A 12,441-nucleotide genomic window follows, 5' to 3' on the forward strand; every position below is an offset into this window, starting at 1 on the left:
AGGGTTGACGGTCGTCTGCGTGTAGTAGCCGGTGGCGTTGTGTTTGACCTTCACCTGGGTGCCGGGAACGCCAGTGCCCTGCAGGTCATAACGGCCGCTGCTGGCCCGCTTGGCGCTGGTGATCTGCGGCCGTGCCCACTTCAGGGCAACCTTGGCCGATGAGGGTGAAGCGCTGCCGTTGCGGATCTCCCGAACTGTTACGCCGTCGGACTCGTAGTAGCCGCTCGCGAAGGAGAACTTCCCGTCGGCGCCTACGCTGTTGCGGTCGATCCACTCGCCTCCGGTGCTCTTGATCTGGAGCTTGGCACCCGGCGTCCCTGTGCCTTCGACCTCGACGGAACCACTCCGGGTTCGGCGGCTCTATCGAACCCGGAGCGGCCCACCTAACAACAAGAGACCCATTGCGGGGGCTCCGATGTACTGATGCCCGCGTCTTGACGGGCGCGTGCAGCACGACGCTTTGGATTCTTTCAGGGTCAGGGTTCGATGGTCACCACGCCGTTATCCGGGGAGCCCTTGGAGCCGGCTCGGTAGGTGAACGAGTACTTGATCGTTGCAGTCTGGCCGGCGTCAATGGGGCCGGCCCAGGTGAGCTTTGATCCGGTGACGGTGGGGGCTGAGCCCGTACTGCTAGCGAGGCTGTTGGCTTGCAGGTCGGCCACCTGCTGCAGGCGGGACAGGTCGTCTACGATCCTTGCGTTCTCGATGCGCTCGGCGTTGGGGTTGCGCGCGGTCACAGTGAACGTGATGACGGTGCCGGCCTTGAACCGGTTCGGGGTGCGCTGCTTGGTGACCTCGAGGTGCTTGAGGGGTTCCTTCTCCACAAGCGTATTGGTCTTGCACGCAGCATCGGTGGATCCGGTCTTGCAGTTGCTTCCCGGAGCGTCGGAGACGACCACGTTGGAGAGGGTGCGGTCTCCAGTGTCGGGGTTCTTGACAGTGACGCTGTATGTGATCGTGGCCGTACCGCCGTTCTTCGGCAGCGTTCCCTTCCAGGTGAGCTTGTTGCTCCCGTCGGGGCCAGTCACGGTGCCGGCACTGGCCTTGGTGTCAGCCGGGGCGGAGGCGTCGTCGAGGATGCCGGTGAGGTCGTCTTGGAAGGAGACGTCGGTGGCGTCGGTGTCCGGGCTTGAGTTCTTCGCGGTCAGGGTGTAGCTGACCTTGTCGCCAGGCTTGGGGTTGGACGGGGTGGCGCTCTTGCTGAAGGTTACGCTCGCGGGCTTCGGCTCTGGGATGTCCACCGTCCGCACCGTCGCGGCGTCCACGACCGCACAGGTCGGATACCCGTCGCTGTTGAAATCGTACCTGGCTAGTACGGGCGAGTGCTTGCCGTCCAACTGGTGGGTCATACAGGGCGCCTGCCAGTCACCCTCTGCCGCACCAGTGTTGGAGACGCGCAGAATCTTATGCCCGCTCTCCTTGCCTACGGTGTCATTCGTGGTGGTCTGCCGCGGAGCTGTCTGCAGCATAAACAGGGACGGCGAGCCGCAGTTGTCGAGGAGGCGGGGGCCGTCAGCGAGCCAGGTGACGCACCTGTTCCTGTTCTCAGGGTCGCGCAAAGTGAAGGTGGTGACTGCGCCTTGCGGCCCGTTGGTCCATGTATGCCCAGGCACCTTCTCGAAGACGTGCTTGGCGGCGCGGCAATTGACTGAGGCAATCAGATGAATGTTGTCATCCGTTCCCAGGCAGTGGGGCAACGTTTTCTTGTTGCCGCCCTTGTCGAGGTCGTAAGGGCTGTTCCAGGAGATCGTCACCTGCTCGTATGTCACCGCTGCGGCAGCCGTGGGCTGCGCTGCGGAGGGGGGAGTGAAGGCGGAGGTAAGGAGACCGACGGTCATCGCGCACCCCACGGCACGTGTGATGCGGCTGAGGGGGTGAGGGGACTTCAGAGACGACACGGAGCTCTTCCTGTTTGGCGGGGTGAACGAGGAGGGCTGGACCGCATGGAATGCCGCCCAGCGGTCGTCACTTTGGCGTGTTTCTGAGGCACGGGCTGATCTTGATTGTGGACGCGCCGGAGGATGACCACGGGAGGCGTATAGAGATTCGACCAGCCGGGTAATCCTTCTTCTTTGTTAAGAGTCCAGCAGGGAACCTAAACCGGATGAATGTATGGATGAGCCTGTCCTTCACATCCCATCGTCCCTGCCATGGGAGTCGGTTCCGAAGAAAGTCCGATAGTGCGTCAAGTTGTGGTGGTCGCAGGGGCTCCTGACTCCGACCTATCGGGCTTTTCTGAAAGGCTGAAAAGTATGCGATCAATTCGAGTGGGCATGCTGACGGTCTCTTCCGTCGTGTGTTCCGTAGCCATGGCCGGTCCGGCCATGGCCGACGTGTCGTCGTTCGAGAACATCACAATCACCACAACTGCCAAGCCGGCCGCGGCCGTTCCCGGAGCGAAAGTGGACTCAACGATCAGGTTCGAGTTCAGCGCCCCCGTCCCGTCGGGTGTCAGGGTCGAGATCCCTCGTGGATCGGCAGGCGCGAGTGGGATCAAGGCGCCTGTGGGCTGGGGGTGCACATCGGCTGACCCCGCGGTGTGCACCCCGACGACGCCGCTGAACTCGGGCGCAGCTGCCGAGTTCCAGGTGTCGGCGATGATGCCTGATGACGCCGAAGTCAACGAGCAGGTACTGGCGCCGCCGTTCACCGTCTACGCGAGCGGCAAGCCCAGTGTCCGAGGCGTCGCCGTCACCGCGCTCCCGGCCGTCCCGGTCGCCCCGGTCCCGATGTTCGAGTGGGGTGCAGCGGCCTTCGCGGTCGTGGGGTTCGGCGGTGCCTTGCTCTTTAGGCGTCTGGCCCGCCGGGGGTCGGGCTTTGCGGCAGCCTGATCCGTTTGGGTGGATGCACCCGCCAACTACGTGAAAGATTCACCCCTTTGGTCCGGATGGTTTTGCCTCCCGCGTGTTGACGCTCGATTCATTTCCTCCTTGCTGGACATTGAAGGCGGTGATGATCAAGCGCACCGCGATTCTTGGGTCGGGGCCATCGTGGGCCGCGCTTTAAGGGAACTCGGAAAGGAAAAGCAAGGTGATCAGTAACAGAATGGCAGTCAGGTCTGTTTGCTCCGGGGCGCTCGCGGCGGGGGCTCTGTTGCTCTCTCCGGTCGCGGCGCAGGCGGACGGCGGCCCGGACTCGGTCGTACTGAAGGATCAGTCGGCTGACATTGCGAAGCCTGGAGGTCCTCAGGTGGAGTCCAACTTCGCCATGAGGATCAAGGAGCCAACCTCCGAAGGAACTCTGATTATTCAGCTTCCGGCCTATGGCCAGACCACTGTGCCCCTCAAGTGGTTCCAGGGGCCATACAGCGGGACTGTCGGAAACTGTACGACGCTTCCCTCCCTCAACTATGCGGTAGAGGGAGACAAAATCGTGTGCCAGCACGTGAACAACGGCGAGAGCGGTAAGAACTTCCTGCCGGGTATCGACGTCACCATGAACATCAAGCTCCGTGTGGTCGAGGGCGCTCCCGCTGACACGGTGCTCAACAACGGCAAGGTCACCTGGCCCGAACACACCAAGGATGTGATGCCATTCACGATCAAGACCTCGGCCACGGCCACGAAGCCGTACGTGCCGACCGTCGATGTGCCGATGGTCAGTCCGGAGGTCGGAGTAGGGGCGGCGGGTGCTGCGCTTGCCGGCGGTGCGCTGATGTGGTGGCGCAAGCGCTCCGCACACCTCAGTGTCTGAAATAGCCTGTAGCGCACGGAAGGCCCCCGAACGTGCGGCGGGGGCCTTCCGTGCATGCTGCGCAGGCTGGCCCATTTCCGCTGGAATGACTTATGAATATTACTGCGGAAGCGGTAATTGGGGCGTAGTGGTGCATACTTTGGCATCGCCTCTCTTCTTGATCTATAGCATCGAGTCAGAAAAGGAGGGGCAATGGTAAAAATCTTTGACACTTCCCAGCGTGCGACGCCCTTCGCCGCGGAATCAGGCGGCACCTCGGAGCAGGACTCGGCCTTGCCTCCTGGGGTAGGCGCTGGGCATGCCCGCGGGGGTCCTGAGCAGGAGCGGACCGCAGGGACAGGATGCGCATGTGGGTGCGTGGCTCATGAGAGTTCGGATGTGGGACAGCCGCAGCGAGAGGAGCGCTCAGCCGCCCTGGGATCCCAGCAAACCTTCTGTGATGGGGTGGACCTCCCGCCGTGGGCCGTCAGGGGTGGACAGCCCGCGTGGCCAAGGGGTACCACTGAGGCCCCTGCCACGACGATCGCAGCAGCTTCGTCTCCCCGTACAGGGGGCCATGCGACTCCGCTCAGGGGGCGTTCAGCCTCGGTGCATGAGCATGAACCATGGTCTGCAGCGGCCCCGCAGCAGACAGCGGCGTTCCCGCCACAAGGCGGTCCACGTGCCGTTTCGGAGCCGAGTGCCAGCGCGGTCGCTGCCCCGAATCATGTACGTCCGCAGCCGGCCGCGCCGGTGGCTCGCCCTCCCGTCGCCCGCCAAGCGTCCGCGCCGTTGGCCAGCAAGCAGGCGACCAGCGTGTGGAGCCGTCTTCGCCGCCGTGCTGCGGATCCGGAGAGAGAGCAGGCCGCCGCAGCTGTACCCCTCACCGCGGAACGGCCGGAACGTGCCGATATCGCTGACGTCCGCACGCATTTCGCGGGCTTCCGTCAGATCGCGGTGGTGTCACCCAAGGGTGGTGACGGCAAGACCACCGGCGCGGCCTGCCTGGCAACGGTAATGGGCACATTGCGTGGGGGTTTCGTCGCGGCGATGGACTGCAACGAGGCATGGGGGACCCTGGGGCTGCGCACGCGCAGGGCCAAGGGCGCCGCCGACTTCGCCGACATGCTGGGTGCTCTGGCGACTCTGAACCGGCCCGACCTGCGGGTGGGGGAGCTGGCCCCATACGTGCAGCCACAGGCGGAGGCCATGTTCGATGTGCTGGCGTCGGGCGAGTCGCCCGACACCGATCAGGTGCTCACGGAGGAAGCCTTCTGGCTGCTGCGCGACATCGTGTCGCGCTTCTACAAGGTTCTGATCGCTGACACCGGCAACAATATCCGGGTGGACAACTGGCTGTCCGTGGTGTCCAGTTCCCATCAGCTGGTCATCACTACCCGGCCGCACGAGGATTCGCTCCGGTCGGTGATGTGGATGCTCGACTTCCTCAACTCCCGTGGGCTGGGGGAGGTGGTCAGCCGGGCGGTCACGGTCATCACTCCCAGCCCGGACCAGACCCGCACTCAGCTGTGGCATGCTGAGGATGAGTTGAGCGCCCGTACCCGAATCGTGGTGCCGGTGCCCTTTGACACAGAACTCGCAGGCGGAGGGCTCGTTGACTTCGGCCGCCTGGAGCCGGCCACTCGGCGGGCGTGGCTGCGGGTGGCTGCCGAAGTGGCGCAGGGCCTGTGAGAGCGGAACGTACGGCGGTCAGCGTGTTGCTGGCCGCCGTGCTGCTTTCCCTGAGCGGTTGCGACCGTACGCAACCGCTGGGCACTCTTGGCTTGGGCGCCGGGTCTTTCCGTACGGACTGGACCATCGGGGCGTGCCGGTCTCTGCCGGATCCGGCACTCTACTTGCCGGCCTTCCCCAGCGACACCTCGCCGGCCGTGCGCTGTACAGCGCCGCACCAGTTGGAGACGTATGCGACTGCCGAGCTGCACGGGGCGGTGGCGGCGGAGGAGCAGCGCCCCAGCCCCTACTGGTTGCTGAGAGAAGCGCGTACAGCGTGTGCCGCACACGACGTCAACGGCTATCTGGGTGCGGGCCAGGCGACGCCCGCGTACCGGCCGTATCTGCACACAGTCGTGCCGACCGCGAAGGAGTGGAACGCCGGAGAGCGCACCGTCCGGTGCGATGTCGGTGTGCCCGGAGCGGAGATGCCTGGCACCCGTTCCGGATCGCTGAAGGGCGCGCTACTCAGAGAAGCGGGCGCCCCGGAGTTGCGACACTGCCGGTACGGCGGTGCCGACATCCAGTGCTCCGAATTTCACGACCGGGAGCTCGTGTCCGATCCAGTGGTGTTCGGGCCTGACATCGGCAGGCTGGGACGGGGGCGGATCCGAGCCATCTCGTACGAGCGGTGTCGCGCTGCAGCGGTGCGCTATTTGGGGGCTGGGTTGACGGAGCGGCGGGATGTCCGGCTTCACGTTCAACTCCCAGGGACGGAACAGACAGAGCATCCGCGAGTAGCTCGTTGTTGGCTCGTTGTTGCCGCTGAGGGCAAGACCATCAGAGGAAGTCTTTACCATCAGGGTCGCTCGGTGCCCTCGAAGGCGGGGGCCCAAGACAAGGGAATGGCATGAGCACTGTCCATCGTTCCCATGCCAAGGTCGCTCTGATCTTTGGCGGCCTGGCGTGCCTGGCCATGCTCCTACGACTGTTCGCGGGCGGCGCGGTGGGGTTGGCCGACAATGGCGACGGGCACCGGCTGATCTGCCAGCTGGGACTACGCCCTGCACCCATGCCGGATGGGGTGCCCGGGTGGGCGTACGCGAATCCCTACTACGAGGAGTTCACCTGGTACGGGGAGGCATGCAGCGCCGGTGGCACAGGCGAGCCGTATCTGAGTACTCAGGCGCTGTTGCTCCTGGGTGCGAAAGCGCTGACCCCGCTCCTCGGTTCGGAGGCAGCACTCGACCTGAGAGCGCTCGGTATCCTCTGTGCACTCATCTTTGGCGTAGCGATCGCTGTGAACTTCATGGTGATGCCCTTCGCTGTGTGGCTACGTGGCGTCGTCGTCATCGGGATGGCGCTGGTCGTCCTTGACAGCACCATTGCGACGTACTTCATCTCGCCCCTGAGTGAGCCGGCAGGCCTGCTCGGCACCCTCTTCCTCATTGCGGCGTTGTTCCGGATGTTGCGCGGCCGGCGTACCACGGTTGGAGCGATACTGCTGGTCGCGTTCGCGGCTCTGTGGTGCATCGCGGACAAGACTCAGACGGCCAGCTACCTCGTGGGAACACTGCTCGCGCTGTTCCTGCGCCCCGCACATTTCCCGTGGGCTGGTCACTGGGTTCAACGGCTGAGGGACGCTGGCGAGGACGCCGCTGGCCAGAAGGGGCCGGTGCGTCCGTCCAGGCTCGGGGCCGTGCTGCGCCGGGGTCCCGCCGCGCTCATCTCCGTCGGACTCCTGGCGGTCACGGTGCAATTCCAGGGGATGCAGGCACGGCACCTTGGAGAGATCTACACGTTCCACCAGCTGTTTGTGGAGATCCTTCCGAACAGCCCCACTCCGCGACAGGACCTGGCGGATCTCGGCCTCGACCCCAATTGGGAGCGCTACAGCGGGAAGAACATCCTTACCGCTCCGCTAGTTTGGAGTCCCGAGTATGAACAGATGCTTCACTTGCGTACGGCGGATCTGGTGTCATTCCACCTCAACCATCCGGATCGGCTGGCAGGCCTTGCCGACCGTGGAATGGTGGGTCTCACCCGGACGCGAGCCTCTTATCTCGGAAACTATTTGGCGGACAGTGGGGCGGGACCGTACGCGAAGGAATGCCGGGTCTGTCTGGTGCAGCCTCTGCTCACCTTCATGCGGCCGATCCGCTGGTTCGTGTTCCCACCGCTGGTCTTCGGTGCTGCTGTGTTCGGGGCGGTGACGGTGTTCAGGCGGCGCTCGCCCTTGGCCGCGCGAGCTGGTGCGGCTGTAGTGGTGGTCTTCGCGGCCAGTACGGTTGTCCAGTTCTGGGCGGTGATGGTCACGGACGGGTCGAATGACCTGGACAAGCACATGATCTTCACCTTGTATGGGCTGACCCTCATGGGACCTCTCCTCGTGGCCACAGTATTGACGTCCCTTGGGATCGGATCGGAGCCGGGCGCAAGCTCGCAGATGGCTGCACTTCCTCGCCAGAAGAAGGCATCCGCACCAGCATCATCGTGGTTCGGCAGCGGGCGTAACAGCAACGCTTGGTTTGTGCGAAGTCGCCGGTAGCCCTCGATCATGTGTGCCGCTGCCCGATGCGGGCAGCGGCACACTCGTATTCAGGCTGAGGTGGCGGGCAGAGCGTCGATGCGTTGTGTCTTCACCCAGCCGTCACGGCGGCGCAGGACGCGTCCGAGGGCACGCCAAGCGATGACGTATACCAGGTAGTTGTAGGCCACGAGTGCGAAACCGTATCCCAGCGCCTGCCACCAGCCGAGGTACCGCTCACTGCGCCAGCGATAGAGCAGTCCCCAGACAGCGAACTCCGCAAGCCCCAGTACCATGTAGAGCGCGAGGACCAGACCGCCGCCGTCTTCCAGGTAGCGGCGCACGAAGAGAGGGTAGAGCGCGGCATTCGACATGAAGGCCAGTACAGGAAGCGGGTAGGCGAGGGAGCCGATCAACTGCAGCCAGGGCTGGGCAAGGTAGTAGTTGACTTCGCCAAGCCCTGCGTTCGTGAAGTGCCGGCAGGACCAGATTTGGCGCAGATACGGCAAGCACTGCATGGACCCCTGGGCCCAACGCGTACGTTGACGAATCAAGGCCCCCAAGGAATAGAGGGCTTCCTGGTCCACCCAGCTGTCGATGGTGTAGGCATTGCGCCAGCCGTTGAGCATGAGACGCAGGCCGAGTTCGTAATCCTCCAGCAGGGCCCTGCCCCAAGGATTTCCCCCCCTGCCGTCGATGGAGTCAAGTGCGGCGAGCCGGGCCAGCTGACCGTTTCCACCCACGTTCACGGTGTGGGTGAACTTGCGCACCATTTGCATGGCGGAGATGGGGCCTCGGAATTCGATGTCCTGGAGCCTGACGAAGGTGCGCCCTAGCCAGTTGGCGAATGCGCTTTCGCCCGGCAGTGGCTCTGTTCTGTACCGATTGCTCATGCGGACCTCGACCTGCACTGCAGCCACTTGCGCGTCCCCGAACAATGCCGGTCCCGAGCACACATCAAGCAGATTCGAGGAGGGCCTTCCGTCCGCGTCGACCACGACACAGACGGCCTTGGACCTGTCCGCATCTCCCACATGCTGACTGATCTGCTGGTAGGCATAGTTGAGCGCCTCACCCTTGCCGCACCGAGCATCCGGCAGGGAGCGCTGGAGCACTGTGATGCGGCCACCGCCTGCCCGTCCCGCGCACGTGATCTCGAGCGTTGAGTCATCCGATCCGTCGTCGATCACCCAGAGGCGGGCCTGAGGGAACGACGAGAGGAGATAGTCGAGAGTCTTGCCAATGACGGCCTGTTCGTTGAGGCACGGCACAATGAAGTGCCATTGGTAGTCGCGCGGGTTGCCGAGTTCTCCTGGGCGGTGCTTGACGAAGGCTGTGACCAGAATGGTCACGTACACCAGAAACAGAAGCGCAAGAATCAATGAGATGATGATTGCGCTGCTGAGTACGTCCATTGAGCATCCTTGAGTGTCCGGTAGGGGTATGCGTTCCGGCAATTGGGTGGCGTGTTCGCTGTTCTGAGCGGGTTCCTTGCGTCAGGTTGACTGGATCGAGATTATCCACGAATGATGCTCTGCGGGGGTCGATCGTGGACGGGGAATTGAATCGTATGCTCCCTAGGGAAACATTCGACGTGGTGATGGGCACGCGCCCGGAAATCATCAAAATGGCCAGCGTGGTGCATGCGTTGGGAACTCGGGCGAGAGTGGTGTGGACTGGCCAGCACTACGATGCGGACCTCACGGATACGTTCTTCAGGACGCTCGGTCTGCCGCAGCCTGCTCTACGCCTGGACAGCGTCGGTGGCGTCTCACGGCCTCAGCAGATGGCCCGGATTATCGACCAACTGTCGGGTTGGTATGAGAAGGAAGCGCCGGCCGCTGTGCTCGTCCAAGGCGACACGAACACAGTGAGTGCGGCAGCCCAGGCGGCGCACTACACGGGGGTCCCAGTCGTACACGTTGAGGCCGGGCTACGGTCCCGAGACCGGGCCATGCCCGAGGAGATCAACCGGATTGTCGCCGGAGCAGTGACCGATCTGCACTGCGCCCCCACGTCACAGGCTGTGGAGAATCTGTTGGCCGAGGGCGTGGAGCCGGAGCGCATCAGACTCACGGGCAACACCGGCGTGGACGCGAACATGCGGTTCATGCCGGACGGCCTGCGCCGCGCCGCGATCCTCCTTGAACGAGCCCTGGTACCAGGAGGGTTCATCCTTGCCACCTTTCATCGTCCGGAGAATGTCGACCGTCCGGAAGTGCTGGCGACCATCCTTCGCGACTTGATTAGGCTGCCCCTTCCGGTAGTGCTGCCACTCCATCCACGCACGAAGGATCGAGTGGAGGCGTTCGGCCTCGGCGGACTGCTAGCAAGGGTTGGACACACTTCGCCGCTGAGCCACCCGCACTATCTGGCTCTCGCTCGGGAAGCGCGCATGCTGATCTCGGACTCAGGCGGGCTCCAGGAAGACTGCACGGTATTCAAGAAGCCCTTGCTGGTCGTTCGAGAGTCCACGGAGCGACCGGAGTCTGTCAGTGCCGGATTCGCGCGGCTGGTCCCCGGCAGGCACGGGTTCTACAGCATGGCGCAGCAGATGCTGGATGACCGTGACCTGCCGGCACGCCTGGCCGCCACTCCATCCCCGTACGGAGACGGGAGAGCGGGGGAGCACATCGCCAGAGCCGTCTGTGAGTTCGTCGATGCGGGAGCCTGTCCCGTTCCCCCGCAGTTGGAAACAACTGTCCCGGCAAGTCTTGAGGGAAGGCCCGTTCACTGATGACAAGTACGTACTGGGCGACGGAGCGGCAGGTCGCGCTATCGGGTTCCGGCGAGGCGCAGACGGCACCGCCACCGCCCCGACCAGGCGGCCGATCAGGGCCCGTGTGGGCAGTGCTGTGGCTGCTCTTCGCCGGGCAACTGCTCGTCGCGGGGGAGTGGTGGGCCGATATGGAGGCGCGCTTGGGGCACGCGGTTGCCGCTACGGTCCTGGACGGTGACACCTTGCTGGTGCCCGACCAAGCCACGTTCTACTTCGGCCTTGGCACACCCAACGCGCTGGGACTTCACCTCGATGCTGGGTGCAGCACCCGCCTGATCCTCATCCCGACGCTGCTGGTGGGCGCGTTGTTCGCGGGCTTTCGCAGGGTGGGTGCGGTGCGGCTGCTGCTCGCCACAACTGGCACCGTCGCCTTGTTGCTGACCGCCAATGTTGGGCGGCTGCTCATCATCGGGCTCGGAACGATGGGGTGGGGAAGGGAGACCGGGTTCGGGTGGGCTCATTCGTTCTCCGGGCCGATCTTCATGATGGTCATGCTGGTTGCCGCGCTCTTGCTGAACCTGCGCATTCTGCTCGGTGTACGTCTGGCGTTCCCGCTAAGAGGCACGCGTGACGGCAAGACTTCGCCGAAGACGGGGAAGGGGAATCTTCGGCGTGTATAGGACGCCTCCAAGGCCGCCGCTTGCGGCGACGGGACTCCTGGCGATCACGTGGAAGATCGCTTTGGTCGTTGTGCTCGTAGTGGGCGGTGTACTGCTCCTGCGGTGGGCCTACATCACGCGCCGTGAGACCCATATCAACAATCAGCCATGATCCGGATCCTGGCCACAGGCCTCCAGGACGCATTGCGTACTCCTGCGGCGAGAGTCGAAGTCGGGCTGCTGGTCCTACTGTTGGCTGCGGCACTCTCTCTGACGTTGTTCGTCCCGCATGCGCCACTTGCTCCGCTGAACAGTCCGGCACAGGTGGCGCCTGCCGACGCCGCGGCGCATGCGGGGCCGGCCCGCGTCATGGGTTGGTCGCCGCAGGGCCCGGTCGATCATGCGGGTTCGGGCTCGCTCGGGGTCGCGTACTACCGGAACGGCCACTACTACCTGCTAAGCGTCGGCCATGTCGCGCACCCTGTGGGTGTTGCCGTGCAAGACATCACCACCGAGGACCGGCAGACGCTGGGCTCGGTATCGCACACCACCGGGACTGTCCGCTCCGACGGGACAGTGACCGATCGGCACCCTGGCATCGCCCTGGTCCATGCCGGTACGCGACCGCTGCCCCCGCGGTTGCGTATCGCTAGCCAGCCCGCGCGGGTGCCTCTGCCGGGCGGAGTTGTGACCCTCCCGGAGAAGGCGGTCGTCACTCTCACAGCGACGGGGAGGCCCGAGAACGGACATGCCACCGACCTGCCGGCTGACGGCTGGGTGTGTCACTCCGGCTTCTCTCAGGCCACACAGGACGCCGGTGGATTTCGGTGCGGTGAGCTCGACGAGGACTGCACCGCAGGTCTGCAGGAGTGCTACTTTTCGGCAGCGCAAGGAGGCCAGATGGTCGCGAGCGGTGACTCGGGGGGGCCAGTCTGGCAGCCGTTGGCCAATGGCACCGTCCGATTCGCCGGCATCATCCGGCACTGTGTTCCGCGCAGGGTCGGCCCCCCTGGAGGATGTGGGACTGCTGGCTTCGTACCGGCGTGGGTTTATGAGTACTACGCATGGCCTCGCGCTGAGACGCGGCGCGAGTCGCCCCACGGACAAGGAGGACACATTGTGCTACCTCCGTCGCCGCCTGGCCGCGTTATGGTCCGAGGGGATGAGACCTGCCGGGCACAGGTGAGTTGGAG

General features: G+C 64.4%; 9 protein-coding genes. 7 read left to right on the plus strand and 2 right to left on the minus strand.

Features of this window, described 5'->3' with window-relative positions; all coding sequences use genetic code 11:
- Positions 1-476: 476 nt before the first annotated feature.
- Positions 477-1,754, minus strand: a complete 1,278-nt coding sequence (locus OG430_RS42200) for a DUF7927 domain-containing protein (protein ID WP_327357962.1) — start codon at positions 1,752-1,754, stop codon at positions 477-479.
- A gap of 570 nt (positions 1,755-2,324) precedes the next feature.
- On the opposite strand from OG430_RS42200, the gene OG430_RS42205 reads away from it, so the two are divergent.
- The 5 genes from OG430_RS42205 (at position 2,325) to wsfD (ending at position 7,891) form a co-directional block, all read left to right on the plus strand.
- Complete coding sequence (locus tag OG430_RS42205; RefSeq protein ID WP_327357963.1) at positions 2,325-2,831, plus strand: hypothetical protein; 507 nt, start codon at positions 2,325-2,327, stop codon at positions 2,829-2,831.
- Between the two features lie 199 nt (positions 2,832-3,030).
- On the plus strand, positions 3,031-3,693 hold the full coding sequence (locus OG430_RS42210; RefSeq protein ID WP_327357964.1) for a hypothetical protein: 663 nt from the start codon (positions 3,031-3,033) through the stop codon (positions 3,691-3,693).
- A 771-nt stretch (positions 3,694-4,464) separates the two neighbouring features.
- Positions 4,465-5,364, plus strand: coding sequence for a MinD/ParA family ATP-binding protein (locus OG430_RS42215; protein ID WP_327357965.1), 900 nt, complete (start codon positions 4,465-4,467; stop codon positions 5,362-5,364).
- 197 nt (positions 5,365-5,561) lie between these two features.
- The gene (locus OG430_RS49600; protein WP_442816767.1) at positions 5,562-6,257 is read left to right on the plus strand and encodes a septum formation family protein; all 696 of its coding nucleotides are present in this window, start codon (positions 5,562-5,564) and stop codon (positions 6,255-6,257) included.
- Positions 6,254-7,891: a glycan biosynthesis hexose transferase WsfD gene (gene wsfD / locus OG430_RS42220; protein ID WP_327357966.1), complete on the plus strand. Its 1,638-nt coding sequence runs from the start codon at positions 6,254-6,256 to the stop codon at positions 7,889-7,891. The genes OG430_RS49600 and wsfD overlap by 4 nt, the downstream gene beginning before the upstream one ends.
- A gap of 50 nt (positions 7,892-7,941) precedes the next feature.
- Here the strand turns inward: wsfD and OG430_RS42225 are convergent, their stop codons facing one another.
- Positions 7,942-9,285 (minus strand): glycosyltransferase, encoded by a 1,344-nt coding sequence (locus OG430_RS42225; protein ID WP_327357967.1) that lies wholly within the window; start codon positions 9,283-9,285, stop codon positions 7,942-7,944.
- A gap of 185 nt (positions 9,286-9,470) precedes the next feature.
- Here OG430_RS42225 and wecB point away from each other — a divergent pair, with 185 nt between their 5' ends.
- Together wecB and OG430_RS42235 are read left to right on the plus strand one after the other, a co-directional pair.
- The gene (gene wecB / locus OG430_RS42230) at positions 9,471-10,607 is read left to right on the plus strand and encodes a non-hydrolyzing UDP-N-acetylglucosamine 2-epimerase (protein WP_327359452.1); all 1,137 of its coding nucleotides are present in this window, start codon (positions 9,471-9,473) and stop codon (positions 10,605-10,607) included.
- A 113-nt stretch (positions 10,608-10,720) separates the two neighbouring features.
- The gene (locus OG430_RS42235; RefSeq protein WP_327357968.1) at positions 10,721-11,269 is read left to right on the plus strand and encodes an archaeosortase/exosortase family protein; all 549 of its coding nucleotides are present in this window, start codon (positions 10,721-10,723) and stop codon (positions 11,267-11,269) included.
- The last annotated feature ends 1,172 nt before the right edge of the window (positions 11,270-12,441 follow it).

It is taken from the genome of Streptomyces sp. NBC_01304, from assembly GCF_035975855.1.
Taxonomy (GTDB): Bacteria; Actinomycetota; Actinomycetes; order Streptomycetales; family Streptomycetaceae; genus Streptomyces.